Raw genomic sequence first — 22,501 nt, forward strand, 5'->3', positions numbered from 1 at the left:
GCCGGCAGGTGCTCAGCGCTCGCCGAGGCTCTCGTGGATGCGGTTCAGATCCATCAGCAGCGAGCCGACCAGCACCCAGTGGTCGGCCGACGGGGTGGCCACCTGCAGCGGCCGGGTGAGCGCCGGCGGCTCCGACGTCGCTGCCTCATCGCGCACCTCCGACACGCGCAGCCGCGCGTCGTGTGCGGCGCGGTGCAACTGCTCCGCGATCGCCTGCACGGAGGGTTCGCCGGCGATCGTCGCGTCATAGCGGTCGTACACGGCCCGCGTCATCCCGATGACCTGCGTGAGGATCGGCGTGAACGCGTCGAGCAGTTCTTGGACGCGGGCAAGGTCCGCGCGCAGGCGACGTCCGCGCGGGTTGAAGGTGAGCGAGTCGGCGGCATCCCCGATCGACGCCTCCGCGGCGTCGCGCATGGGACGCAGCAGTCGCGCGGTCAGGAGCAGTTCCTCCAGCTGATCGCGCGACTGGGGCGTGACGAGGGCGTCGGCGAGACGGTCGAGCGCATCGGCGGTCTCGAGGACGAGCGCGCGGGTCTTCTGGCGGGCCGGCGTGACGGCCACCGGGGGAACCACCGCCAGGTTGACCAGGAACCCCATCACCGCACCGATCAGGGTCTCCAGAACCCGATCGACGGCGTAGCCGGGTGTGGCCGTGCCGAGGGCGAGGACGAGGACGGCGCTGATGGCGACCTGGTTGGTCGTTCCCGGCGTCATCTTCAGTGCCCACGCCGCCAGGAGGGCCACGGCGGTGGACAGGAGGATCACCCAGGTGTGCGACCCCAGCGCGATGCCCAGGGCCGAAGCGATGAGCACGCCCACGATCACGCCGACGCTGCGCTCGATGGCCTTGGTGAACGACTGGTTCAGGCTCGGCTGCACGACGAGGAGAGCCGCGATCGCGGCGAAGACGGGCGGCGGTCCCTGCACGAGCCACCCGGCGACCAGCCACGCCGCGATCGTCGCAACGGCCATCTTGGCCACCTGCAGGAGCGGCCCCCTCCGGGGCGCTCGGAAGGTGGCCGGGATGCGCATGGTACGAGTCTGACAGGCAGGCTCGTCGCAGGCAGGGGGTTGCCTGCGGCGTCGGGCGGCCCCGCCGGCTCAGCGCGTCGAGAGCTGGGTGCCGATGACCCGCAGCAGCGCGAGCTTCTCCGCGTCCTCGGTGCCGGGGGTTGCCGTGAACACGAGCAATCGATGGCATGTTTCGGTGTCGAGCAGCGTCTGACAGTGCAGCGTCATCTCGCCCACGTCCGGGTGCGCGAAGCGCTTGGTCGTCGGATGCTTCTCCGCAACCTCGTGCTGAGCCCAGATGGCAGCGAACTCGGAGCTCCGGCGGAGCAGTTCCGCCACGATCGCGCCGGCGCGGGAGCGTTCGCCGGTGCGGGTGTACACCGCGCGCAGTTCCGCAACGAAGGTGCGACCGCGCAGCTCGTGATCGGCGCGCGCATAGATGTCTCGTGATTCCGGCTCGGTGAACCAGCGGAACACCGTCGAGCGCCGCATCCCGGTCAATTGCCGGGCATCACCGAGGAGCGCCCGCGCAGGCTCGGTCTGCGCGAGGGTCTCTCCGAGTTCGTTGACCACCTGTGCCGGGGTGTCGGTGAGACGCTCGAGGATCCGCAGCATCCCGGTCGAGACGTGGGTGGAGATGCCCTCCCGCTCGGGCGCGGCGTGCCCGGCCAGACGGAAGAGATGGTCGCGCTCGGCGCGCTCGAGGTGCAGCGCCCGCGCGAGTGCGGTGAGCATCTGCTCGGAGGGCTGCGGTCCGCGCGCCTGCTCCAGCCGGTTGAGGTAGTCCGTCGACATGCCCGCCAGCGCAGCGACCTCCTCACGGCGCAGCCCCGGTGTCCGCCGGCGCGGCCCGCGTGGCAGACCCACGTCTTCGGGCTGCAACGCCTCGCGACGGTTGCGGAGAAACTCAGCCAGTTGCTGCATGGGGTCATCCTCCTCGCTCCCGGGCGCGCCAACCAGGGATCGTTGATACCTCGATGCGGGGGCGAGCGCGACGACGCCCGCGTCGGCCGACCGCGCGGCGAGGGGCGTAGCGTGGGAACATGCCCGATCTGGAACGTCTGCGCGCCGAGGTGTCGGCGCGACTGGCGCGCCTGGACGCCGATGAGCGCGACCTCCTGCGCGACCGTGCAGACGGCACCGCCGACGACGAGCACGATCCGGAAGGGTCGACCCTGTCGGGGGAGTGGACGCGGGTGGATGCTCTCCGCCGCGGCGCCATCGCCGAGCTCGCCGAGATCGATGCGGCGCTCCGCCGCGTCGCGGACGGCTCCTACGGTGTGTGCGCGCGCTGCGGCCGCCGGATCCCCGAGGAGCGCATGGAGGTGCGGCCGATGGCCGACCTCTGCGTCGCCTGCGCGTAGACGCGCGTCAGTCGTCGCTGGAGGACAGTCCCCGGCGGGCGGACAGCAGCGTCACCTCCGGATGCTCCGCCATCGCGCGTTCCGCGCGGTCGAGGACATCCCGGACGTGGGCGGCGTCGCCCGCGACGACAGCGACGCCGATCTCGGCGCGGCGGTGCAGGTCGTGCGCTCCGGTCTCCGCGGCCGACGCCTCGGTACGGCGGCTGAGGTCCGCGACGATGGGCCGCACGACGCTGCGCTTCTGCTTGAGCGAGGATACGTCGCCGAGCAGCAGGTCGAATTCGATCCATCCGACCCACATGCTCAATCGGCCGCGCCTCGAGGCTGCAGGAACCACTCGACCGATCTGGCGGCGAGCCCGTCGCTGGTGGGTGTCATGGTTCGTGTCTACCTCCTGCCTTCTCGAGGCGCCACCGCCTCCGTCGACCCTCCTGCGGGTGCGAGCGCCACCTGAGTACGCTGACGGCATGACCACCCTCGTCCTCACCCTCGTCGGAGACGACCGTGCCGGCATCGTCGCTGCGGTGGCCGGCGTGGTCGATGCCCATGACGGCAACTGGGAGAACAGCCAGCTGGCCGAACTGTCCGGCGCCTTCGCCGGGATCGTCGAAGTGTCCGTCCCCGCGGCGCGCGCCGAGGCGCTCAGCAACGCCCTCAACGCGATCGAGGGCCTCGTCACCGTCGCGGTCCCGGCCGCCGGATCCGGCGTCCCGGCCGCATCCCGGCACGTCGCCGTGCAGGTGATCGGCAACGACCATCCGGGGATCGTGCGCGACATCTCGGCCGCCCTCACCGGTCAGGGGCTCAGCATCGAACGGATGACGACGGAGACCCGGGATGCCGCGATGTCGGGCGGGCGGCTGTTCGAAGCCTCGATCGCCGCTCTCGTTCCCGTCGAGGTGGGACTGGAGGACGTCCGGGCGCAACTGGAACGGCTCGCGGCGGAGATCCAGGTGGATCTGACCCTCGACTGACGCCGGGCGCCCGGTGGGTCGTTTTGCGGCGCAGGTTAGCCGACGGCGTCCGCGTGCACCGCGCTTTCCGCCCGATCGTCGCGCCGGATGAGACGCACGCGGCAGGCGATCGCCCCGGCTGCGAGGGAGCCCAGCCCTCCGGCGGCCATGTCCCCGATCGTGTCGACGTAGGCGACGAAGATGTCGTCGGTGATGAAGGTGTAGCCGCCCCATTCGATCATCTCCCACACCGCGCTGATGGCCAGGCCTGTCAGCGGAACCAGCACGAGCGGGATGCGGGCGGGCGCTCTCGCGTCCAGGGCGTCGCGGATGATGTCGAGGCGCCCGGCGAGGAGATAGAGCATGAGGGCGATGACGCCCGTGCACTCGAAGTGCACGAAGAGATCCCAGCCCGGCACCGTGCGGTAGAGGTCCAGCACGTTGCTCCACGCCGCCACCAGCACCGAGAGACCGAAGATGATGTCGAAGGCGGCACGCACGCCGAGGAAGCGGGGGAGGACGAGGGCGGGGAGCGCGAAGGCGAGGATGCCCGCGTCGACGGCGGACCACCCGACGCCGGCGACCAGGACGCTGATCACCCCCACCACCCGGATCGCGTCGGCGATCCAGTCGCCGACGGTGGACGGTCGACGCAGGAAACGTTCGATCACGCGCGGTCCTCCCGCATCCGGACGACCGCCTGGACGGGGAGATGATCCGACGGCCAACCGCCGCGTACCGGTCGCGCGTCGATTCCGACCCGCAGGACATCGCACCCGCGGACATGGATGGCGTCGATGCGCGGGCCTCCCGAGCGGGGACGACGGCGGCGTGCGTACGTCGCCCATTCGCGGGTCAGGTACTCACCGGCGACGGCCCAGGCGTCGGCGAGTCCGGATGCGACCAGGATGCGCCGAGCCGGGGATGTGGGACCGGCGTTGAAGTCGCCCGTGACCACGGCCGGTCCGTCTCCCGCACGAGCGGCGATGATCTCCGCGGCGCGTCGGCGAGCCAGCGGCGAAAGCACATCGAGGTGCGTGTTCAGGGCGGTGAACCGCACGCCGGTGGCGCGGTCGAGGAGTTCGGCGCGAGTGAGAACGCGGGGGAACAGTGATCCCCACGCCCGCGTGCCCGCCGTTTCCGGCCGGGTCGACAGGGACGTCTGCTCCCAGTCGAGCAGCTCCAGCCGGCTCGCGTCGAAGAAGATCGGGCAGCCCTCGCCGCCGCCGTCGGCATCGCGACCGCGCCCGACCGACCGGTAGGTGCCGCCGAGCGCGTCGCGCAGCACGCCCACCTGGTGAGGGAGCACTTCTTGCGCGCCGAGGATGGTCGGGCCTTCCCGTCGGAGCAGCGCCGCGACGCGGTCGCGCCGGTCCTTCCATCCCGGCGAGGCCTTCCGGGCACGAAGGACGTTGAAGGTCATGATCGAGATCTCGGGCGGGCTGGCCGGGCCCACCAGCGCCTCACCGATGCGCATGGGCGCCCCCTCCGTGCCGGTTCCGATCGACGGCGCGGCGCATCGCGAGATGCACCCACCGCACCGGCGGGAAGTCGCCCGGCCAGTGCACCACGACGCTGAGCACACCGCGCGCGGTGCGGCGCGCGAACGCACCCGCATGGCCGAACGGCCGCATCGACACGCCCATCGCCGCGTGGGGGAGGTACCGGATGCGGTGACGGAGGCCGATGTGGAAAGCGAGGTCGAAATCGTCGTGCACCTCTGTCGACAGGTGTATCGCCCGGCGGGCGCCGCGCCAAGCGTCACGGCGGAACCCCATGTTGGATCCGTAGAGCGGGAGGTGCCCGAGTGCCGGGACCGCGACGGCGGCATACGCGCCCAGATACAGGGCTGCCAGCGGTACGCGCAACACGCGCGGCCCGTCGAGGAACCGGGCACCTCCGGTGAACGCGGCGACATCCGGACGGCGCTCGAACGCCGAGGTCATGACCTGCACCCAGGTGACCGCCGGCATGCAGTCCGCGTCCAGGCGCAGCACGATGTCACCGCGTGCGGCGTCGTACCCGCGGGCGCTGGCGGCGGGAATTCCTGGGCGCTCGCAGCGCAGCACGCGCGCTCCGGCCTCGGCAGCCACGGCGGCGGAAGAGTCGGACGAGCCGTTGTCGACGACGATCACTTCGTCGGGTACGCGGGTCTGCACCGCCAGAGCGCGAAGGCACCGGCGAAGCTCGGCATCGTCGTTCTTGACGGGGATGACGACGGATACTCGGGTCACGTCGCCTCCTCGGTCAGGATGCAGACCGAACCGGGGTCGCCGGTCGCACCCTCACGCTAGGTGCTGCCTCGGTCGGGGTCCGCACGGTTGACACCCCCGGCCCCAGCCGGTACCCCGTCTCAGGGCGTCATGACGCGCTTCTCACGCCCTCGCGGGCTGCTCGCGGTGGCAAGGCGGCTACGCACTCACTTCGCAGCGGCGTGAGGATCGTTTCGGCAAGGTCCTCCAGCTGCTCGACCTGCCGGTCCTCGAGAAGCGCGAACACTCGAGCGCGCACTTCGGCGGCGTATCCGGGCTCTACCTCGGCCACCAGGCGCGCCCCCGGTTGCGTCAACCTCGCCCGGGTCTTGCGCGCGTCCGCGGGGTCCGTGCTCCGGGTGAGGAGGGTGCGTTTCTCCAGCCGGCCGACGATCCGCGACAGGTGCGACGGTGTCACGCTGGCCGTGGCAGCCAGGTGGCTCATGTGGATTTCCCGGTCCTCGCTGGCGGACAAGGAGCGCAGCACCCCGTACTCGGCGTGGCTCAGATGGGCTGACCGCTCCAGGTAGGCATCCAGTTCCGCCGGAAGCCACATCATGACGCCTACCAGCAGCGACCACGTCCGGTCCTGCTGTGGAGAGAGGTGATCTGCGGCAGGCATGATCACAGAGTACCTTTGCTTGCCGCGGAAAGGAATTCTGGGGGTAGCATTAGTTTCCGCGGCAAGTAATGCTGCGTCGTGCTCACCAGAAAGCAGAACCCTTATGCGCGCTGCCCGCTTCCACTCGTACGGAGCCCCCGACGTCCTCGTCATCGAGGACGCGCCGGAACCCCACGCCGGCGAGGGTTTGGTTCGGATCAAGGTGCATGCGACGAGCGTGAATCCTGTCGACGTGGTGCTGCGCGCCGGTCACCTCGCGCAGGCCTTGCCCGTGCCCCTGCCTGCCATCCCCGGCCGGGATGCGGTCGGCGTCGTCGACGAAGTCGGTGCGGGTGTGACAGACACGCAGGTCGGTGACGTCGTGTTCGGCCTGGGCGGGGTCAGCGACACCACGGCCGAGTACGCGGTTCTGACCGCATGGAGCAGCGTCCCTGAGACGTGGTCGACGGCGCAGGCCGCCGCCGCAGGACTCGCGTCCACCACTGCCGCGGCCGTCATCGACGCGCTGGGTGACCTGAACGGCAAGACGTTGCTCATCGAGGGCGCGTCCGGTGCCGTCGGCACCGCCGCCGCAGCGTTCGCCCTCGCTGCCGGCGCCACCGTCATCGGCACGGGCCGCGAGAGCAACCATCCGCACCTCGAGTCGCTCGGTGTTCTTCCGACGACGTATGGCCCGGGCCTGGCTGAGCGGGTGGCCGTCCTCGCGCCCGACGGTGTGGACGCAGCCCTGCACTCGGCCCCGTCCGACACGCTGCCGGATCTGGTGAGCATCGTCGGGGTGGCCTCCCAGGTCGTCACCGTCATCGATCACGAGGGGGCTGCGCAACTCGGCGCCACGTCCGTCAGCTCGCGCAACGACTCGGCACTCCTGCGGTACGCCGCCGCGCTCGGGCGGGACGGGCTTTACACGCCCCGCGTCGACCACGAGGTCTCCTTGGCCGACATCGTCGAGGCGCATACCCTGGCCGAGAACGGCGGCGGCAAGGTCGTCATCATCCAGCCCTGACCAACGCCGGAGCTCAGCCTCCGAAGGGCCTCATCGATCTCCGTACGCTGCGCGGGGCGCCGATGTCCAGGGGGTTGTCGCCGGGCGCGCGGTGACGAGGCTGGAGAGGACGGAAGGAAACCTCATGAGCGACACCAGCCACGGCCGCGACGCGGACGACGCACACTCCGACGACGCGCCGCCCACGGATGCGGTCTCTGACGAGGTGCGCGAAGACGCTGCCGCCGCAGAGAACCATGCCGGAGGCACCGACGGCGAGGCCACGCCAAGCGCAGAGGGCGACGAGAACGATTGACCCGGCCGTCCTGCGCACGAACGCAGGGGGTTGTACGCATATTCGAGTCCTGGCCGCAGGCGTCACCCGCGTGCGGCGCTATCGTGCTCGGTATGGCACAGAAGACGTGGTTCATCACCGGCACCTCTCGCGGCTTCGGGCGGGAGTGGGCGACGGCAGCGCTCGAGCGTGGCGATCGCGTAGCCGCGACAGCGCGCGACGTCGCGTCGCTGGATGACCTGGTCGAGCGATTCGGGGACGCCCTGCTGCCGATCGCGCTGGACGTGACCGATCGCGCGGCCGATTTCGCCGCCGTGCAGACGGCGTACGAGCACTTCGGCCGCCTCGATGTCGTCATCAACAACGCCGGGTACGGTCACTTCGGAATGGCCGAGGAGCTCAGCGAGAAAGACCTCCGCGACCAGATGGAGACGAACCTGTTCGGTGCCGTCTGGGTGTCGCAGGCGGCGGTGCCGCTCATGCGCGAGCAGGGATCGGGCCACATCATCCAGGTGTCATCGATCGGCGGCATCTCGGCGTTCGCCAACCTGAGCGCGTACCACGCGTCGAAGTGGGCGCTCGAGGGGTTCTCGCAGGCCCTCGCGCTGGAAGTGGCCGAGTTCGGTATCAAGGTCACGATCGTCGAGCCGGGCGGGTTCGCCACCGACTGGGCGGGCCCGAGTTCGCGCCACTCCGACCCCCTTCCCGCCTACGACGCGGCCCGCGAGCGTCGCGCGCAGCAGCGCGCCGCCCAGGCCCCCGGCGATCCGACCGCATCGGCGCAGGCCATCCTGAGGATCGTGGATGCGGAGGAGCCGCCGCTGCGCGTGTTCTTCGGAGCCGCCCCCCTGTCCGTCGCGCGTCGCGACTACGAGTCCCGGCTCCAGACGTGGCAGGAGTGGGACGACGTCGCCCGTCTCGCTCAGGGGTGAGGGCCTGATTCGCATACGCTGACGCAACGTCGGCCGCGCTGAACTGGGAGCATGCGTCACCTCTCCCGCGGTCTTCTGGCCTCACTCGCGCTGCTTCTCGTGGCAGCGCTCACCCTCGCGCCGCAGATGTTCGTCGGCCCGGCGCGGGCGGCGTTCCTCGAGTGGGCGGATGCGGTCACGATGCCGCTGTTCGCAGGAGCCGGCTACGCCGAGGCCGAGCGGCTGATGAACATGGCCATGTTCGTGCCGCTCGGTGCCGCCGCCGCGCTCGTTCTGCCCCGCCGGCTGTGGCCGCTCGCCGTTCTTGCCGGCCTGGGTGTGTCCGCGGCGGTCGAGTACGTGCAGGCCTTGATCCCCGGGCGCATCCCCGATGCGGCCGATGTCCTGTGGAACACAGCGGGCGGCGCCTTCGGTGCGGTCGCGGTGACCGCGGTCCGGACGCTGGTGGTCGTTGTCGCCCGAGCTCACCGGGGCAGCGTCACCCGCACCTGAAGACCGCCGTCGGGGCGCGCCCTCACCGTGAGCCCCCCCGAGTGGGCCCGAACGATCGCGGCGACGATCGCGAGCCCGAGACCGGCGCCGTCGTGTCCGCCGGCCCCGCGGGAGCGGCCGGCGCCGCGGACGAACGGTTCCGTCAGTGTCGCGGCCACGTCGGTGGCGTGCACCTCTCCGCTGTTGGCGACCACGAGCTCGCACCGCCTGAGGTGCACGTCGATCCAGCCTCCGTCGACGTTGTGGACGATCGCGTTATGCAGCAGGTTCCACACCAACTGCCTGAGCAGCGCGGCGTTTCCCGTCACCGTGCAGGAGGTGATGTCCGGCTGCAGATGGATGCCCCGTCCCGCCACATCGGCGTGTACGTCCTCGACGGCGGCGCGGACGACATCGGCCAGGTCGATCGCTTCGGTGCGGAGCGCCCCGCCGTGGCCGGCTCGGGCCAGGTCGAGGAGAGCTTCGGTGGTTGCGACGGCGCGCTCGTTCGTTCGGGCGATGCGCTGCAGGAGCACGTCGACATCACGTCCGGAGGGATCGGCTTGGGCGACCTCGACCATCGTGCGGATGATCGCGTGGGGCGTGCGCAGTTCGTGCGAGGCGTTCGCCGCGAAGCGACGTTCCTCGTCGATCGTGCCCTGCACCCGATCCAGCAGCGCGTCCAGCGTGTCGGCGAGGTCGGTGAGTTCGTCGCCGCGGCCGGGGAGGTGGAGGCGCAGGTCCAGGCGCCCGTCCCGCGCCTGCCGCGCAGCGTCGGCGATGCGATCGAGCGGACGCAGGATGAGCCCGGCCAGCACCCAGCCGCCGACGAGACCGAACACCACGAGCCCGGCGACCGCCCACCAGGCGTAACGGACGAAGACGTCGATGAGGTCGCGGCGCCGCGGTGCGTAGTCGTTACCGTTGGCAAGCAGGAGGTTGCCCTCGGGAATGTACCGCAGGAGGAGGAACCCGACCGCGAAGAGCGCCATGCCCGCGACCACGAGGAAGCCGGCGTAGGTCAGCGCGAGCTTGATGCGAACGGGGACCCCGCGCGGCCGTGGCCGAGTCACGGGGTCATCCGGTAGCCGACGCCGGGGACCGTCTCGATCACCCAGGGTTCGCCGAGGCGCTTGCGCAGGGTCGAGATCGTGATGCGGACGGCGTTGGTGAAGGGGTCGGCGTTCTCATCCCACGCGCGCTCGAGCAGGTCTTCGGCGCTGACCACCCCGCCACCGGCTGTCATGAGTACGTCGAGGACGGCGAACTGCTTGCGCGTCAGCCCGACATAGCGCTCGTCACGGAAGACCTCCCGACGGAACCGGTCCAGCCGTACCCCGCCGACCTCGACGACCGGGGGAGTGCCCGCCGCCGGGCGGCGGCCCAGAGCGCGGATGCGCAGCACCAGCTCGCGCAGCGCGAACGGCTTGGTCAGGTAGTCGTCGGCACCGCTTTCGAAGCCGGAGGCCTTGTCGTCGAGGCGGTCGGCCGCAGTGAGCATGAGCACGCGGGGGCTCGAGGGTTCGTCCACCAGACCGCGCGCGATCTCGTCGCCGTTCGGCCCCGGAATGTCGCGGTCGAGCACGACCACGTCGTACGTGTTGACGGCGAGCTGCTCGAGCGCGGTGTCGCCGTCACCCGCGATGTCGGCGGCGATCGCCTCCAGGCGCAGTCCGTCGCGGATCGCTTCGGCGAGGTACAACTCGTCTTCGACAATCAGCACGCGCACGCCCCCATGCTAAGTGGGTCGACATATCGCGGGTGTATGACGACCGGCATACGCCGCGGCAACGCTCGCCCCGGTGGGATGGCTGCCATGCCGATCGCCACCACCCCCGTCACCCGCATCCGTCCGGCGACCTTCATTGCGGCAGGCGCGTGCCTCGCCGCCATCGTGGCGGCGCTGCTGATCCTCGCGACCGGATTGACCGCGTCGTTCGCGACGACACCCTTCACACCGGACATCCGCGACGGCCTCATCCCCGAGGGCGCGGCGATCTCGCTCAGCGACGAGCATCCCGCCATCGCGAACCTCGAGCCGGAGCTCCTGCACGCGATGAGGGAGGCGGCAGCGGACGCAGCCCTGGCGGGGGTGCCCTTCGAAGTCACGAGCGGATGGCGCAGCGCCGCCTACCAGGACTGGCTGCTCGACACCGCCGTCGAGACCTACGGCAGCGAAGAGGTGGCACGACAGTTCGTCGCCGCCCCCGAGGAGTCCGCCCATGTCACGGGGGAGGCGATCGATATCGTCCCGGTCGACGCGCAGTCCTGGCTCAGCCAGCACGGCGCGCAGTACGGACTGTGCCAGGTGTACGCCAACGAGATGTGGCACTACGAGCGGATCATCGAGCCCGGCGAAGCGTGCCCGACGATGGCCCCGGATGCGTCGGCAGTGCGATCGGCATCGGAGTCGGGAGTCCGGGCGGCCGCCGAATCCTCCCGCTGACCGCGGATCGGTCTCTCCTCCCCAGGCGGCGACCGCCCGTGCTCATCCACCGCCGTGCTCGTCCGGGGCGCGGGGACTCCGCGACGGAGGGACGGTGGAGGGATGACGCACACGACACCTCCCGCCCACCGACCACTGCCGACCGACTCCGACCTGCAGCGATGGCTCGACGGCCTGTTGAAAGAGGCCATCCGTCGCCAGCTGTGGCTCATCTTCCTCGATGACGATCACCGCGTGGTGGGTCCGCTGATGCCCGGGGCCGAGCTGCCGGGAGACCCGTACGAGCCGTCCGAGACGGCCGACCTCGGCACCCTTCCCGCCTCGCTCGTGCTCGCCCATCGCCTGACGATGATCGCCGAGATCGTGGAGGCGAGCCAGGCGGTGCTGGTGTGGGAGCGCACGGGTGACGCGACGCCCACCGCCGATGACCGGGAGTGGGCGAGGGCGCTGGCGGGCGGATGCCGCGAGGTCGGCATGCACCTGCGTGCCCAGTTCCTTCTGCACGACGGCGGCGTCGACCCCCTCGCCCTCGACGACGTGCCCTGAGCGCCGGCGCGGCGCACGGGTTCTCGGCCCTACCACCCGCCGCGCGTGGGCGTGTGGCCCTCGCGCGCACCGTCGGGCATCTCCATCTCCGCTCGGACCCCGAGGAGTCGGAGCGGCCGGTCGGGCTCGATCTTCGCCACCAGCCGGAGGATCTCCTCGAGCACCACCCCCCGGTCGAAGGTCGTCGCCACCTTGCGCGTGAACGTCTTCGTCGTGAAGGGCGCGTACCGCACCTTCAGCCCCACCCCGACGACCGGCCGGCCTTCGGCGGCGACATCGTCGAGCACCTGCGCGGCGAGGTCACGGGCTGCCTGTTCTATCGCGTCGGGGTCGGCGACGTTCTGCTGGAACGTCGTCTCGCGCCCGTGTCCGCGCGCCACCCATGGCGTGTCATCCACGACGGCGGCCCCGTCGCCGCGGCCCAGCTGGCGGTACCACGGGCCCATGCGTGGCCCGAACTCGGCGACGAGCGGTGCCTCGTCGGCGGCCGCGAGCTGGGTCACCGTGCGGATGCCGAGGGTTTCCAGACGCCGTGAGACCTTCGTGCCGACCCCCCACAGGTCGATCGTGGGCCGGTCTCCCATCACCTCCAGCCAGTTGTCGGCGGTGAGACGGAAGACGCCCCGGGGTTTGCCGAAACCGGTTGCCACCTTGGCGCGCACCAGCGTGTCGCCGATGCCGACGCTGCAGTGCAGCTGCGTCCGCTCGAGCACGGCCGCCTGGATGGCGCGGGCGTATGCTTCCGGATCATCCGTCGCAATCCCGACGAAGGCCTCGTCCCAGCCGAGCACCTGCACGACGGCCCGGGGCTGTGCGCGCAGCGTGGCCATGACCTCCTCGGAGGCCGCCGTGTAGGCGGGCGCGTCGACCGGGAGGATCACGGCGTCGGGCACCTTCCGGGCGGCCAGGCGCAACGGCATCCCCGATCCGACACCGAACGCGCGTGCTTCATACGAGGCGGTGGACACCACCGCCCGCTCCGCCGGGTCGCCACGGCCGCCGACGATCACCGGCTTGCCGGCCAGTTCCGGCCGGCGGAGCACCTCGACGGCCGCGATGAACTGGTCGAGGTCCACGTGCAGCACCCACGCCCGCTCGGCACTGTCGCTCATGCGATCCAGTGTGGCCCGGGACGCGGCGATGCACACCCGTCCCGGCCGGTGCGTCCGGATCCGTCCGTCGCGTGCTCCGTGCCGCCGCGCGCCCATCCTCTCGCCCGCCCCACGCAGGAGCGGGCGAGGGAGGGTCAGACGGTAGCGCTCGCCTCGGCGCGGCGGGGCAGCACCCAACCGGCACGCGGGAAGTGGCACGTGTACCCGTTGGGGTACTTGATCAGGTAGTCCTGGTGCTCGGGCTCGGCCTCCCAGAACGGACCGGCCGGCTCCATCGTGGTCACGGCCTCGCCCGGCCACAGCCCCGAGGCATCCACGTCGGCGATCGTGTCGCGCGCGACGCGCTCCTGCTCCGGACTCTGCGGGAAGATCGCCGAGCGGTAGCTGGTGCCCACGTCGTTGCCCTGTCGGTTCAGCGTCGACGGGTCGTGGATCTGGAAGAAGAACGCGAGGATGTCGCGGTACGTGGTCTGGGCGGGATCGAAGACGATCTCGACGGCCTCCGCGTGACCGGGGTGGTTGCGGTACGTCGCGTGCTCGTTGCTGCCGCCGCTGTAGCCGACGCGGGTCTGCAGGACCCCGGGCTGGCGGCGGATGAGGTCCTCCATGCCCCAGAAGCAACCGCCGGCGAGGACGGCGGTCTCCGCGCCGGGGATGCGGGTGACGGCTCCGGTGTCGGTGGTCATGATGGGTTCTCCTTCGTGTCGGTGAAAAGCGTGCGGTAGGCGCCGTACCCCTGGGCCTCGAGGTCGTCGAGCGGAACGAAGCGCAGTGCGGCGGAGTTCATGCAGTACCGTAGCCCGCCGGCCTCGCGCGGGCCGTCGTCGAACACGTGCCCGAGGTGGCTGCCGGCGGCGGCCGAGCGAACCTCGGTGCGGGTCATCCACAGCGTACGGTCGGTCTCCTCCGTCACGGCGGCCACAGCGATCGGTCGGGTGAAACTCGGCCAGCCCGTGCCGCTGTCGAATTTGTCGGTCGACGAGAACAGCGGCTCGCCGGAGACCACGTCGACATAGATGCCGGCCTCGTGGTGGTCCCAGTACCGGTTGCGGAACGGCGGCTCCGTGCCGGCCTCCTGCGTCACGTGGTACTGGGTGGGGGTGAGGCGGCTCAGCGCCTCGGGGGTGGTGCGGTACTCGTCGTTCACGATTCCTCCTCGATGACGCCGCTGGCTGCGGCGTCCACGGAGGACAACGACGGGCGCGGCTCTTTTGGTCCCGCGAAGCTGGCAGGGCCCCGTGAGTCAGCCCGCCTCGGCGTCGATCGCTCGTGCCGCGGCGACGAGGATGTGGTCCAGGCTCGGAACGCCGCTCGCACGCGCCAGCTCCACCCCCGCGCCATCACGCACGATCACCGTCGGTGTCGACACGATGCCGCGTTCCTCGGCGAGGTCGGGCTCGAAGGCGACATCGTGCTCGGAGACGGTAACGCCCGGGACGAGCTGCCGCGCTCGCTCGAGCACCGTTCGCGTCTGCCGGCACGCGCCGCAGAAGGACGTCGAATACAGCTCGAACCCGATCGTCGGTGTGTGTGCCATGGCCACCTCCCCTTTGGGGGGTAACACCCGGCCGTCTCCCGATATTTCGCCCGTCGGACGGCCCCGGGCGTGAGGCGGGGGGATCCCGTCGCGGAGGAGCGACCTCGGCGCCCCTGTCGGGCCGTCGGCGTACCCTGGGGAAATGGCCGTCGACTCCGCTCTGCGAAACGCGCGATCGCAGCTGGCCGCGCTCGCCGAGACCGGTGGGGTCGATGAGGAAGGGCGCTCCTTCGTGCCCCCCGCCCCCGACGCCGGAGCGAACGCCCGCGCAGCGGCCGTGCTGATCCTGTTCGGCGTGCTCGACGCCCGGGCGAGCGAGCACGACGCGCAGGCCCGCGCCGTCTCCCGCGACCTCGACGTCCTCCTCCTGGCGCGGGCCGCCACGCTTCGCTCTCACCCCGGTCAGGTCGCCTTTCCGGGAGGACGCGTGGATCCTGACGATGAGAACCCGGTCGCGGCCGCGCTGCGTGAGGCGGAGGAGGAGACGGGGCTGGATCCCGCCGGGGTCGAGGTCCTCGGCACGCTCGCACCCGTGCCGCTCGAGTACTCCCGCCACGTGGTCACCCCTGTCGTGGGGTGGTGGCGGCAACCGTCCCCGGTGCGGGTCGTCGACGACGCGGAATCGGCCGCCGTGTTCCGCGCGCCGGTCGCCGACCTGCTCGACCAGGCCAACCGCGGGGTGACGGTGTTCCGGCGGGACGGCTCGGAGTGGCGCGGTCCTGCGTTCCTCGTGCCGCACGCGGAGGGTGCGCATCTGGTGTGGGGCTTCACCGGGATGCTGCTGGACGCGCTCTTCGACCGCCTCGGCTGGGCGGAGCCGTGGGATCCGGAGCGCGAGCTTCCCCTGCCGCCGCCCGCGCCGACCGACAGCGCGTAACCCGGGGCCACTGGTTGCGCCTCTGCCCGCCCGCCCGGAGACTGGCGGCATGGGCTTCGACGTCTCCGAACTGCTGCGCCTGGAACATGCCGGGTGGACCGCCCTGTCGGACGGGACCGGCGGGGAGTTCTACGGCTCGATCATGACCGACAACGCGGTCATGGTGCTCGCCGACGGCTCGGTGCTCGATCGCGACGCCGTGGTGGCCTCCCTCGATGACGCACCGGCATGGTCGGCGTACCAGATCACCGACGAGCGTCTCGTGGAGATGGGGGCGGATGCGGCGGCCTTCATCTACCGGGGCCGGGCGTTCCGCGCCTCCGGCGGTCCGCCGTTCGATGCGCTCATGTCGAGCGTCTACGTGCGGACCGAGGGCCGGTGGCGGCTCGCGCTGTACCAGCAGACGCCTGTGCCGGGCGAGGAGAGCGCCGAGCTCTAGGCCGCTGCCGCCTCCGCGGCCCCTCTTCGATGGCCGCCCGCTCTACAGCCCCCGAAGGTGCTTGATGTTGGTCTTGGCGGTCTCGATCACCTGACGGACGCCGCCGGAATGCTCGGCTCCGAGTACGAGCTTGGTCATGGACAGGCCGAATCCGGTCACCTGCTCCGCGGTGATCGTCGCCGGCATGGAGAGAGCATCGGGGTCGGTCACGATGTCCACCAACGAGGGGCCGGCGTGTCCGAGCGAGGTCGCGATCGCCGCATCCAGGTCACCCGGATCGGTCACGCGCTGGGTGAGGAACCCGAGACTCTGAGCGAGCGCAGCGAAATCCACCATCGGGACGTCCACCCCGAAATCGGGGTACCCGTTGACGAGCATTTCGAGTTTGACCATGCCGAGCGTGGAGTTGTTGAACACGAAGACGTTGATGGGCAGCCGGTACGCGGCGGCGGTGATGAGTTCGCCGAGGAGCATGGACAGTCCGCCGTCGCCGGCGATGGCGATCACCTGTCGGTCGGGGTAGGCGATCTGCGCGCCGATGGCCTGGGGGAGCGCGTTGGCCATCGAGCCGTGCCGGAACGACGCCAGCAGCCGACGGTCCGCGGTGGGCGTGACGTAGCGCGCCTGCCAGACGTTACCCATCCCGGTGTCGGCGGTGAAGACGGCGTCGGATGCGGCGGCCCGGTCGATCGCGGTCATGGCGCGCTCGGGGTGGATGGGCACCGCATCCGAGTCGGTGTAGGCCGCGACCGCGTCCCTCATCGCCGTGCGGTGGCGCTTCAGCGTCTCCTCGAGGAACGTGCGGTCGCTGCGGGCGGGCAGCCGCGCCTGCAGGGCCTCGAGGGTGAGGCCGACATCCCCGTGGATGGGGTGCGTCACGGCTGCGCGTCGCCCGAGGCGGGTGGCGTCCTCGTCGATCTGCGCAATCGTCACGTCGCCGGCGTCGGGGAAGAACTGGCCGTAGGGGAAGTCGGTGCCCAGCAGCAGCAGCAGGTCCGCCTGCTGCATGGCGCGGTCGATGCCGCCATATCCGAGGAGCCCCGACATCCCCACGTCGAACGGGTTGTCGTACTGGATCCACTGCTTGCTCCGCAGGGTGTGACCCATCGGCGCCTGGAGGTGGCCGGCGAAGGCGAGCACCTGGTCGCGTGCGTCGCGGACGCCCTCCCCGGCGAACAGCGCGATCTTCTTCGCTTTCCCGATCGCGGCCGCCAGCGTCTCGACGTCGGCGGCGGCGGGGGCGACCCGGCCGGGGCGCGCCGGGACGAAGGGCGGGAAGGTCCCGGCGGCTTTGTCGGCGGCGAGGTCGCCCGGGAGAACCACCACGGCCACACCCGATCCTCCGGTGGCGTGGCGGATGGCGGAGTTGACCACGCGCGGTGACTGCTCCGCCGTCGACACGAGTTCGCAATAGTTCGAGCACTCGGTGAACAGGCGCTCGGGATGCGTCTCCTGGAAGTAGTCCGACCCGATCTCCACCGTGGGGATGTGGCTGGCGATCGCCAGGACCGGCGCGCCCGAGCGGTGCGCGTCGTAGAGACCGTTGATGAGGTGGAGGTTTCCCGGCCCGCAGCTGCCTGCGCAGACGGCGAGCTCCCCGGTGAGCTGGGCCTCGGCGGCCGCGGCGAACGCGGCGGCCTCCTCGTGGCGCACGTGGATCCAGTCGATCCCGCCGTGGGCCGAACCACCCGTCCGCCGCACCGCGTCGACCACCGGGTTGAGGGAGTCTCCGACGATCCCGTAGATGCGCTTCACTCCGGCATCGATGAGCTGCTGGACGAGCTGCTCGGCGACGTTCGCTGCCACGGTGATCCTTTCTCGGCGCACGGGGGCGCCTTCGACGTGTCCGTCGAGTCTTCGCGAGCGGCGGTGGTCCGTCCAGGGGGTTGTGGCGGCCGGAGGCAGGGGGCTCTCGCGTGCGATCCGCCGCATGGATCTTCGGGCCTGTCAACGCCTCGCTTCGAGCGGGTGCGCGGCGGTTGCATGGGGGTGTCCGTTCTCGAGAGGAAATCCCATGACCGCTGATCCTTCGGAGCTTGCCAAGCTCAACGAACTGCTGAAGAAATTCCGTTTCGCGATGGTGACCACCCGCACGGCAGACGGCAAGCTCGTCGCCCACCCTCTGACGGTGCAGGAGACCGAGTTCGACGGCGACCTCTGGTTCGTGATCAGCCGTGATGCCTCGGCAGTGGAGCACATCGGCCTCGACGCCACCGTTGGCGTCTCCTTCAGCTCGAACGACGCGTGGCTGTCGCTGTCGGGAACGGCCCACGTCGTCCAGGACGACGCAAAGCTGCGCGAGCAATGGAACGCGGGGCTGGAAGCGTGGTTCCCGGACGGCCCGGAAGACCCCGACGTCGTGCTGCTGAAGATCGACACCCACAGCGGCGAGTACTGGGACAGCCCGGGCGGCCGGGTGGCGAGCGTCGTCGCGTTCATCACGCACAAGGTGACCGGCGAGCGCATGGAGGGGGAGAACGAGAAGTTCAACCTCTGACAGGATCGCTCGCCGTTCGCAGCGGGCCGCGCCGTCCGAGTCCGAATCGAAGGAGATTCCGTGCCCCGCACCATCGTGATCACCGGAGCCAGCGACGGCATCGGCGCGGCGGCGGCCGCTCAACTGCAGGACGCGGGCGAGCGGGTCGTGGTGGTCGGGCGCGATCCCGTCAGGACGAGCTCCGTCGCCCGCCGGATCGGCGCCCCGTGGCACGTGGCCGACTACAGCGAGCTGTCGCAGGTACGCGACCTCGCCGCGACGCTTCTCGGGACCTATCCGCGCATCGACGTCCTGGCCAACAACGCCGGCGGGATCTTCGGCGAGACCCGGAGCGTGACCTCGGACGGGTTCGAGGTGACCTTTCAGGTGAACCACCTCGGGGCGTTCCTCCTCACGAACCTGCTCCTGGACCGGTTGGTGGAGAGTTCGGCGGCGGTGATCCAGACCTCCAGCGTCGCCGCGCGTACGCTCGCGCGCTTCGACATCGACGACCTGCAGGGTGAGCAGCGCTACACCGCCAGCACGGCGTACGGCAATGCCAAGCTCGCCAACGTCCTGTTCACCAAGGAGCTGCAGCGCCGATACGGGGATGCCGGAGTGAACGCGGTGGCATTTCACCCCGGCGGGGTCGCCAGCGGGGTCGCCGCCGCCTCCACCGGCGCGTGGGGGCTGATGTACAACAATCCCGTGATGAGGCGGTTCCTGGTCTCCTCGGAGGTCGGCGGGTCGCGCCTGACGTGGCTCGCGCTGGGCAAGCCGGGTCTGGACTGGGAGCCCGGACGGTATTACGCCCGCAACCGTGTCGCCCGCACCAACCCGGCCGCCGATGACCCGGTGCTGGCGAAGAAGCTGTGGGAGCGCAGCGCGGAACTCGTCGGGCTCTGACACGCACCTCGACCCTGGCAGGCGTCCTGCGTGCGCTAGCGTGAGGGCGGCCGAATCCGATCCGACCGGAGGGCGGATGTGACGTACCTGCCGTTGCCCCGACCGCGCAGCGAGGGCGAGAGCCTTCGCATCCAGCACGAGCTCCTGCGCTTCGTGCGGGAGGCCGCCGCCGGCCGCACGCCGCTTCCGGGCGAACTGGAACTGGCGGCCCGGCTGGGATGTTCGCGCCAGCAGCTGCGCAACGCGATGGCCGGCCTCGAGGCGCTCGGCATCCTGCGCCGCCGGCAGGGGTCGGTGACCACGGTCGACCCGATCGCGCTGCGCCTCAGCGTGCGGCTGGAGGAGCAGTTCGAGCACACCGAGCTGCTCGACCGTCTGGGCTTCGATGCGTCGGTGGAGACGCTCGCCTCGCACCGCGCAGAGCTGGGCGCCGACATCGGCGCCCTGATGGAGCTGCCGGCCACCATGTCGGCGCTCCGCGTGCGAAAGCGGTGGCGTGCCGACGGCGCGGTGGCGATGATCGCCGACGACACCGTCCCCCTGGACGGCGATGATCCGTGCGACCCCGACGAGTCGGTTTTCACCGTCGCCGCCCTCATCTGGGGCGAACCGGTCATCTGGGAGGTGTCCACCCCCGGCGTCGCGGCGCTGGACCCGGAGCTCTCGGAGCTCTTCGAGCGACCCGCCGGCACGCCGGTCATGACGTTCGAGATCGTCGGGATCGGCGCGAGCGGTCGCCGGCTCATGCACAGCATCGAGTACCACGCGCCGGACATCGTGTCGTACTCGCTCGTGCGCACGGTGCGCCCGCCCTGGGGCGGCTCGGTGCGTTCCTAGTTCCAGAAACCGATGTGCGCCTGGGCGGCCTCGTCCTCCAGAAGTGGCCCGATCACGGTGACATCCCGCTGCCCGCGTGCGAATACCTCGCGGCAGGGGAGGGAGAACGTCGGATTCTCCGGGTGGTCGCCGGTGAGCTCGAGGAGCCGACGCTCGGACAGCGCATACACGACGCGATCGATGCCGCACCAGTAGGCCGCCCCCGCGCACATCGCGCACGGTTCCGCGCTCGTGAACAGCGTCGTCCCGGCCATGCCGTCGGCCCCGAGTACACGGAAGGCCGCGGCGACCGCCTGAAGTTCCGCGTGCTGAGTGGGGTCACCGTCCGGAGGGAGGGAGTTGTTGCCGAAGGCTGCGACGATCCGCCCGTCGGCGCTGACCACCAGCGACCCGAACGGGTGCGTTCCCGCCTCCCGTGCGCGCTGGGCCACCCGCAGGCTCTCGCGCAGGTTCCCGAGGTCGGCATCCGACAGTTGCTGGGTCATCCAGGTCTCCTTGTGAACAAGTACTACGTCCGAATTTCCACGGTAGCGATCGGTCCCGCACAATCGTGAGGCGGGATTACGCCCGTGTTACGGCCTTCGAAAGATACAGCGTCCACTTGTCAACAAGTTGGGGCTGGCAATTAGCGTTCGACTATCCCGAGCACCCGACCGAGAGAGCGCCATGTCCCACCCCGCACCGCCGCGCATCGACGAGAGCGTGATCCGAGCCCTGCCCAAGGCCGAGGTCCACGTGCACCTGGAGGGGACCTTCTCTCTTTTCGACCTGCTGTCGCTCGCGAAGGAGAACGGCGTTGCTCTGCCGGGGCCGGCCGCGACCCTCTTCGACATCTCGACCCACCATGCGTATACGGCGCCCGATGTGACCACCGGCGGCGGTGCCGCGGCGGGGTCGGGTGGGCTCACCGGATTCCTCCGGTTCCTCGACTGGCAGTGCGGTCTCGTCCGCACGCCCGACCAGGCGGCGCGGGTCGCGTACGCGTTCGCGGCCCGGCAGAGTGCGTCGGGCATCCGGTACAGCGACGTCATCGTGAACCCCACCCACTGGAGTGCGTGGCGTGGACGCGAACTCGACCTCCTCGACGCGATGGCCGCAGGTCTGGACGAGGCGCAGCAGGACGGGTTGTGCACGGTGAACATCGCGTACTCGCTTCTGCGTGCGCAGAGCTCCGGTGAGGCGGACGACATCGTCGCCGCCCTCGCGGCGAACCGACCCCGACGGGTGGTCGCGCTGTCGGTGGACGGCGACGAGAAGGTCACCGGCCGCACGGGCGAGAAGTTCCGCTCGGCATTCGCCGCGGCGGCTGCCGCGGGCCTGCATCGTACGGTCCACGCGGGGGAGTCCAGCGGCCCGGAAGGGGTGTGGGATGCGGTCGACCTCCTGGGTGCCGAGCGCATCGACCACGGCGTGCGGGCGATCGAAGATCCGGCGCTGCTGGAGCACCTCATCGCCAATGGGGTGAGCCTCGGGGTGTGCCCGCGCTCCAACCTGACGCTCGGCATCTACGGCTCGTGGCCGGAGCACCCGTTGCCGCGCCTTCTCGCCGCCGGCGTCGCGGTCACCCTCAACACCGACGACCCCGCTCCGCTGGGCTCCACGCTGGAGAGCGACTGGGCGGTGGCGGGCGAGCAGTTCGGCTTCGGATACGCCGACCTGGTCGGTTTCGCCGCGCGATCCATCGACGCGTCCTTCGCCGATCCCGACACCCAGGCCTCCCTGCACGCCGAGCTCGCCGCCGTCGCGGAGGGTGTCGGTGTCGCCGCATGAGCCGCCGCACCGGTGGACGCCGTCGCACCTTGATCGCCCTGGCCGTAGGCGGCCTGGGGGCGCTCGGGGTCGCCGCGGTGGCCGCCGGGGCCGCTCTCGCGAGCGACGGGAACGTCCCGCTGGCGCCCATCGTGGCCGCGTGGCCCGACGCGTACACGGTGGACGGCTCCAAGTCCGAGCCGCTCTACACCGAGCGCATCAGCATCCGGCGCGCAGGCGACGCCTTCTCCGTCCAAATCGAGGCGGTGGCGCAGGGGGACGCGGCGCTCGGGACGCAGCGCAGCCGAGTGCGCGTCACCCCCGACGGATCCGTGACCTGGCTCACCGGGTGTCCCAAGACGTCGTCGCTGTGCGACCACGACACGCAGCTGCGCGGGTTCCTCGCCACCGCCGCCCTGGTCGCTCTGGCGCGCGAGGGCCGGCTTCCCGAGACCGCCACGCCTCGAGCCTTCGCCGGCGGCGCGGTGCTCTGCGTCGACGACGAGGCGCTGCATCCGGATGCTCCGCCCGCCGCCGTGCGCCTGGACCCGTGCTTCGACCGCCGAACCGGCGCCGTGCTGGCGCACTGGTCCGAGGACAGTGCCGCGTTCGTCGGGGCAACGCTCGCCCCCGGCTTCACCGTGTCCGTCCCCTGACTCGCACCCGACTTCCGAACCCCGAAAGGACC

The 22,501-nt window shown here is 70.9% G+C and carries 30 protein-coding genes; 15 read left to right on the forward strand and 15 right to left on the reverse strand.

Translation table 11 applies throughout. From position 1 onward, the window contains the following. Nucleotides 1-12: 12 nt before the first annotated feature. Together AC2DFQ_RS02030 and AC2DFQ_RS02035 are read right to left on the reverse strand one after the other, a co-directional pair. Nucleotides 13-1,035 carry an FUSC family protein gene (locus AC2DFQ_RS02030; RefSeq protein WP_484532786.1) on the reverse strand — a complete coding sequence of 341 codons (1,023 nt, stop codon included), beginning with the start codon at nt 1,033-1,035 and terminating at the stop codon, nt 13-15. Nucleotides 1,036-1,104: 69 nt separating this feature from the next. Then, complete coding sequence (locus AC2DFQ_RS02035) at nt 1,105-1,938, reverse strand: helix-turn-helix transcriptional regulator (RefSeq protein ID WP_484532787.1); 834 nt, start codon at nt 1,936-1,938, stop codon at nt 1,105-1,107. Between the two features lie 119 nt (nt 1,939-2,057). Between AC2DFQ_RS02035 and AC2DFQ_RS02040 the strand changes: the two genes are divergently transcribed. Then, nucleotides 2,058-2,378, forward strand: a complete 321-nt coding sequence (locus AC2DFQ_RS02040; protein ID WP_484509501.1) for a TraR/DksA family transcriptional regulator — start codon at nt 2,058-2,060, stop codon at nt 2,376-2,378. A gap of 7 nt (nt 2,379-2,385) precedes the next feature. Here AC2DFQ_RS02040 and AC2DFQ_RS02045 read toward each other — a convergent pair whose 3' ends face one another. After that, nucleotides 2,386-2,679 carry a DUF503 domain-containing protein gene (locus tag AC2DFQ_RS02045; RefSeq protein ID WP_484509997.1) on the reverse strand — a complete coding sequence of 98 codons (294 nt, stop codon included), beginning with the start codon at nt 2,677-2,679 and terminating at the stop codon, nt 2,386-2,388. 166 nt (nt 2,680-2,845) lie between these two features. Here AC2DFQ_RS02045 and AC2DFQ_RS02050 point away from each other — a divergent pair, with 166 nt between their 5' ends. After that, a complete protein-coding gene (locus tag AC2DFQ_RS02050) occupies nt 2,846-3,352 on the forward strand; it encodes a glycine cleavage system transcriptional repressor (RefSeq protein WP_484532788.1) in 507 nt (168 codons plus the stop codon). 35 nt (nt 3,353-3,387) lie between these two features. Here AC2DFQ_RS02050 and AC2DFQ_RS02055 read toward each other — a convergent pair whose 3' ends face one another. The 4 genes from AC2DFQ_RS02055 to AC2DFQ_RS02070 all read right to left on the reverse strand — a co-directional run bounded on the left by AC2DFQ_RS02055 (nt 3,388) and on the right by AC2DFQ_RS02070 (nt 6,205). Further along, nucleotides 3,388-4,002 (reverse strand): DUF2238 domain-containing protein, encoded by a 615-nt coding sequence (locus AC2DFQ_RS02055; protein ID WP_484532789.1) that lies wholly within the window; start codon nt 4,000-4,002, stop codon nt 3,388-3,390. After that, complete coding sequence (locus AC2DFQ_RS02060) at nt 3,999-4,808, reverse strand: endonuclease/exonuclease/phosphatase family protein (RefSeq protein ID WP_484532790.1); 810 nt, start codon at nt 4,806-4,808, stop codon at nt 3,999-4,001. The genes AC2DFQ_RS02055 and AC2DFQ_RS02060 overlap by 4 nt, the downstream gene beginning before the upstream one ends. Further along, nucleotides 4,795-5,565 carry a glycosyltransferase family A protein gene (locus AC2DFQ_RS02065; RefSeq protein ID WP_484509497.1) on the reverse strand — a complete coding sequence of 257 codons (771 nt, stop codon included), beginning with the start codon at nt 5,563-5,565 and terminating at the stop codon, nt 4,795-4,797. The genes AC2DFQ_RS02060 and AC2DFQ_RS02065 overlap by 14 nt, the downstream gene beginning before the upstream one ends. 127 nt (nt 5,566-5,692) lie before the next feature. Continuing rightward, nucleotides 5,693-6,205, reverse strand: coding sequence for a MarR family winged helix-turn-helix transcriptional regulator (locus AC2DFQ_RS02070; protein WP_484532791.1), 513 nt, complete (start codon nt 6,203-6,205; stop codon nt 5,693-5,695). Nucleotides 6,206-6,308: 103 nt separating this feature from the next. Between AC2DFQ_RS02070 and AC2DFQ_RS02075 the strand changes: the two genes are divergently transcribed. The 4 genes from AC2DFQ_RS02075 (at nt 6,309) to AC2DFQ_RS02090 (ending at nt 8,909) form a co-directional block, all read left to right on the forward strand. After that, nucleotides 6,309-7,211, forward strand: a complete 903-nt coding sequence (locus tag AC2DFQ_RS02075) for an NADP-dependent oxidoreductase (protein ID WP_484532792.1) — start codon at nt 6,309-6,311, stop codon at nt 7,209-7,211. Nucleotides 7,212-7,335: 124 nt separating this feature from the next. Next, the gene (locus AC2DFQ_RS02080; protein WP_484509494.1) at nt 7,336-7,506 is read left to right on the forward strand and encodes a hypothetical protein; all 171 of its coding nucleotides are present in this window, start codon (nt 7,336-7,338) and stop codon (nt 7,504-7,506) included. Nucleotides 7,507-7,598: 92 nt separating this feature from the next. Beyond that, nucleotides 7,599-8,417: an SDR family oxidoreductase gene (locus tag AC2DFQ_RS02085; protein ID WP_484509493.1), complete on the forward strand. Its 819-nt coding sequence runs from the start codon at nt 7,599-7,601 to the stop codon at nt 8,415-8,417. 51 nt (nt 8,418-8,468) lie between these two features. Beyond that, nucleotides 8,469-8,909, forward strand: coding sequence for a VanZ family protein (locus tag AC2DFQ_RS02090; RefSeq protein WP_484532793.1), 441 nt, complete (start codon nt 8,469-8,471; stop codon nt 8,907-8,909). Here the strand turns inward: AC2DFQ_RS02090 and AC2DFQ_RS02095 are convergent. Beyond that, nucleotides 8,882-9,961: a sensor histidine kinase gene (locus tag AC2DFQ_RS02095; protein WP_484509491.1), complete on the reverse strand. Its 1,080-nt coding sequence runs from the start codon at nt 9,959-9,961 to the stop codon at nt 8,882-8,884. The genes AC2DFQ_RS02090 and AC2DFQ_RS02095 overlap by 28 nt on opposite strands. Then, nucleotides 9,958-10,617 carry a response regulator transcription factor gene (locus tag AC2DFQ_RS02100; protein ID WP_484509490.1) on the reverse strand — a complete coding sequence of 220 codons (660 nt, stop codon included), beginning with the start codon at nt 10,615-10,617 and terminating at the stop codon, nt 9,958-9,960. Before AC2DFQ_RS02100 ends, AC2DFQ_RS02095 begins: the two co-directional genes overlap by 4 nt. An 87-nt stretch (nt 10,618-10,704) precedes the next feature. On the opposite strand from AC2DFQ_RS02100, the gene AC2DFQ_RS02105 reads away from it, so the two are divergent. Then, nucleotides 10,705-11,334 (forward strand): M15 family metallopeptidase, encoded by a 630-nt coding sequence (locus AC2DFQ_RS02105; RefSeq protein WP_484532794.1) that lies wholly within the window; start codon nt 10,705-10,707, stop codon nt 11,332-11,334. A gap of 102 nt (nt 11,335-11,436) precedes the next feature. After that, nucleotides 11,437-11,880: a hypothetical protein gene (locus AC2DFQ_RS02110; RefSeq protein ID WP_484509488.1), complete on the forward strand. Its 444-nt coding sequence runs from the start codon at nt 11,437-11,439 to the stop codon at nt 11,878-11,880. Between the two features lie 29 nt (nt 11,881-11,909). Here the strand turns inward: AC2DFQ_RS02110 and AC2DFQ_RS02115 are convergent, their stop codons facing one another. From AC2DFQ_RS02115 to AC2DFQ_RS02130, 4 genes are all read right to left on the reverse strand, one after another. Next, a complete protein-coding gene (locus AC2DFQ_RS02115) occupies nt 11,910-12,992 on the reverse strand; it encodes a DNA polymerase IV (protein WP_484509487.1) in 1,083 nt (360 codons plus the stop codon). Nucleotides 12,993-13,126: 134 nt separating this feature from the next. Beyond that, entirely contained in the window at nt 13,127-13,678 is a 552-nt protein-coding gene (msrA, locus tag AC2DFQ_RS02120; protein ID WP_484509486.1) for a peptide-methionine (S)-S-oxide reductase MsrA, read from the reverse strand. After that, on the reverse strand, nt 13,675-14,139 hold the full coding sequence (gene msrB, locus AC2DFQ_RS02125) for a peptide-methionine (R)-S-oxide reductase MsrB (protein ID WP_484532795.1): 465 nt from the start codon (nt 14,137-14,139) through the stop codon (nt 13,675-13,677). The genes msrA and msrB overlap by 4 nt, the downstream gene beginning before the upstream one ends. Before the next feature lie 96 nt (nt 14,140-14,235). Continuing rightward, a complete protein-coding gene (locus tag AC2DFQ_RS02130) occupies nt 14,236-14,529 on the reverse strand; it encodes a thioredoxin domain-containing protein (RefSeq protein WP_484509484.1) in 294 nt (97 codons plus the stop codon). A 142-nt stretch (nt 14,530-14,671) separates the two neighbouring features. On the opposite strand from AC2DFQ_RS02130, the gene AC2DFQ_RS02135 reads away from it, so the two are divergent. After that, the gene (locus tag AC2DFQ_RS02135; RefSeq protein WP_484532796.1) at nt 14,672-15,406 is read left to right on the forward strand and encodes an NUDIX hydrolase; all 735 of its coding nucleotides are present in this window, start codon (nt 14,672-14,674) and stop codon (nt 15,404-15,406) included. Between the two features lie 49 nt (nt 15,407-15,455). Beyond that, nucleotides 15,456-15,845, forward strand: a complete 390-nt coding sequence (locus AC2DFQ_RS02140; RefSeq protein WP_484509482.1) for a nuclear transport factor 2 family protein — start codon at nt 15,456-15,458, stop codon at nt 15,843-15,845. Nucleotides 15,846-15,887: 42 nt separating this feature from the next. Here AC2DFQ_RS02140 and AC2DFQ_RS02145 read toward each other — a convergent pair whose 3' ends face one another. Further along, nucleotides 15,888-17,651: a thiamine pyrophosphate-dependent enzyme gene (locus AC2DFQ_RS02145; protein ID WP_484532797.1), complete on the reverse strand. Its 1,764-nt coding sequence runs from the start codon at nt 17,649-17,651 to the stop codon at nt 15,888-15,890. A 208-nt stretch (nt 17,652-17,859) separates the two neighbouring features. On the opposite strand from AC2DFQ_RS02145, the gene AC2DFQ_RS02150 reads away from it, so the two are divergent. The 3 genes from AC2DFQ_RS02150 to AC2DFQ_RS02160 all read left to right on the forward strand — a co-directional run bounded on the left by AC2DFQ_RS02150 (nt 17,860) and on the right by AC2DFQ_RS02160 (nt 20,064). Further along, a complete protein-coding gene (locus tag AC2DFQ_RS02150; RefSeq protein ID WP_484532798.1) occupies nt 17,860-18,342 on the forward strand; it encodes a pyridoxamine 5'-phosphate oxidase family protein in 483 nt (160 codons plus the stop codon). 60 nt (nt 18,343-18,402) lie between these two features. Continuing rightward, nucleotides 18,403-19,227 carry an SDR family NAD(P)-dependent oxidoreductase gene (locus tag AC2DFQ_RS02155; RefSeq protein WP_484532799.1) on the forward strand — a complete coding sequence of 275 codons (825 nt, stop codon included), beginning with the start codon at nt 18,403-18,405 and terminating at the stop codon, nt 19,225-19,227. A gap of 78 nt (nt 19,228-19,305) precedes the next feature. After that, on the forward strand, nt 19,306-20,064 hold the full coding sequence (locus AC2DFQ_RS02160) for a GntR family transcriptional regulator (protein ID WP_484509478.1): 759 nt from the start codon (nt 19,306-19,308) through the stop codon (nt 20,062-20,064). Here the strand turns inward: AC2DFQ_RS02160 and AC2DFQ_RS02165 are convergent. After that, on the reverse strand, nt 20,061-20,549 hold the full coding sequence (locus AC2DFQ_RS02165) for a nucleoside deaminase (protein WP_484532800.1): 489 nt from the start codon (nt 20,547-20,549) through the stop codon (nt 20,061-20,063). The genes AC2DFQ_RS02160 and AC2DFQ_RS02165 overlap by 4 nt on opposite strands. A 181-nt stretch (nt 20,550-20,730) precedes the next feature. Here AC2DFQ_RS02165 and add point away from each other — a divergent pair, with 181 nt between their 5' ends. Beyond that, nucleotides 20,731-21,834, forward strand: a complete 1,104-nt coding sequence (add, locus tag AC2DFQ_RS02170) for an adenosine deaminase (protein ID WP_484532801.1) — start codon at nt 20,731-20,733, stop codon at nt 21,832-21,834. Further along, the gene (locus AC2DFQ_RS02175; RefSeq protein ID WP_484532802.1) at nt 21,831-22,469 is read left to right on the forward strand and encodes a hypothetical protein; all 639 of its coding nucleotides are present in this window, start codon (nt 21,831-21,833) and stop codon (nt 22,467-22,469) included. The genes add and AC2DFQ_RS02175 overlap by 4 nt, the downstream gene beginning before the upstream one ends. Nucleotides 22,470-22,501 lie beyond the last annotated feature (32 nt).

This window comes from Microbacterium sp. Z11_20 (genome assembly GCF_057197605.1).

What these genes read in the sequence shown, in the direction of transcription:
- AC2DFQ_RS02115 (WP_484509487.1), bottom strand. Translation starts at nt 12,992, where the DNA reads ATGAGCGACAGTGCCGAGCGGGCGTGGGTGCTGCACGTGGACCTCGAC.
- AC2DFQ_RS02140 (WP_484509482.1), top strand. Translation starts at nt 15,456, where the DNA reads ATGGGCTTCGACGTCTCCGAACTGCTGCGCCTGGAACATGCCGGGTGG.
- AC2DFQ_RS02130 (WP_484509484.1), bottom strand. Translation starts at nt 14,529, where the DNA reads ATGGCACACACACCGACGATCGGGTTCGAGCTGTATTCGACGTCCTTC.
- AC2DFQ_RS02090 (WP_484532793.1), top strand. Translation starts at nt 8,469, where the DNA reads ATGCGTCACCTCTCCCGCGGTCTTCTGGCCTCACTCGCGCTGCTTCTC.
- AC2DFQ_RS02045 (WP_484509997.1), bottom strand. Translation starts at nt 2,679, where the DNA reads ATGTGGGTCGGATGGATCGAATTCGACCTGCTGCTCGGCGACGTATCC.
- AC2DFQ_RS02105 (WP_484532794.1), top strand. Translation starts at nt 10,705, where the DNA reads ATGCCGATCGCCACCACCCCCGTCACCCGCATCCGTCCGGCGACCTTC.
- AC2DFQ_RS02040 (WP_484509501.1), top strand. Translation starts at nt 2,058, where the DNA reads ATGCCCGATCTGGAACGTCTGCGCGCCGAGGTGTCGGCGCGACTGGCG.
- AC2DFQ_RS02150 (WP_484532798.1), top strand. Translation starts at nt 17,860, where the DNA reads ATGACCGCTGATCCTTCGGAGCTTGCCAAGCTCAACGAACTGCTGAAG.
- add (WP_484532801.1), top strand. Translation starts at nt 20,731, where the DNA reads ATGTCCCACCCCGCACCGCCGCGCATCGACGAGAGCGTGATCCGAGCC.
- AC2DFQ_RS02075 (WP_484532792.1), top strand. Translation starts at nt 6,309, where the DNA reads ATGCGCGCTGCCCGCTTCCACTCGTACGGAGCCCCCGACGTCCTCGTC.
- AC2DFQ_RS02060 (WP_484532790.1), bottom strand. Translation starts at nt 4,808, where the DNA reads ATGCGCATCGGTGAGGCGCTGGTGGGCCCGGCCAGCCCGCCCGAGATC.
- msrA (WP_484509486.1), bottom strand. Translation starts at nt 13,678, where the DNA reads ATGACCACCGACACCGGAGCCGTCACCCGCATCCCCGGCGCGGAGACC.
- AC2DFQ_RS02085 (WP_484509493.1), top strand. Translation starts at nt 7,599, where the DNA reads ATGGCACAGAAGACGTGGTTCATCACCGGCACCTCTCGCGGCTTCGGG.
- AC2DFQ_RS02030 (WP_484532786.1), bottom strand. Translation starts at nt 1,035, where the DNA reads ATGCGCATCCCGGCCACCTTCCGAGCGCCCCGGAGGGGGCCGCTCCTG.
- AC2DFQ_RS02175 (WP_484532802.1), top strand. Translation starts at nt 21,831, where the DNA reads ATGAGCCGCCGCACCGGTGGACGCCGTCGCACCTTGATCGCCCTGGCC.
- AC2DFQ_RS02035 (WP_484532787.1), bottom strand. Translation starts at nt 1,938, where the DNA reads ATGCAGCAACTGGCTGAGTTTCTCCGCAACCGTCGCGAGGCGTTGCAG.
- AC2DFQ_RS02165 (WP_484532800.1), bottom strand. Translation starts at nt 20,549, where the DNA reads ATGACCCAGCAACTGTCGGATGCCGACCTCGGGAACCTGCGCGAGAGC.
- AC2DFQ_RS02135 (WP_484532796.1), top strand. Translation starts at nt 14,672, where the DNA reads ATGGCCGTCGACTCCGCTCTGCGAAACGCGCGATCGCAGCTGGCCGCG.
- AC2DFQ_RS02080 (WP_484509494.1), top strand. Translation starts at nt 7,336, where the DNA reads ATGAGCGACACCAGCCACGGCCGCGACGCGGACGACGCACACTCCGAC.
- AC2DFQ_RS02110 (WP_484509488.1), top strand. Translation starts at nt 11,437, where the DNA reads ATGACGCACACGACACCTCCCGCCCACCGACCACTGCCGACCGACTCC.
- AC2DFQ_RS02070 (WP_484532791.1), bottom strand. Translation starts at nt 6,205, where the DNA reads ATGCCTGCCGCAGATCACCTCTCTCCACAGCAGGACCGGACGTGGTCG.
- AC2DFQ_RS02050 (WP_484532788.1), top strand. Translation starts at nt 2,846, where the DNA reads ATGACCACCCTCGTCCTCACCCTCGTCGGAGACGACCGTGCCGGCATC.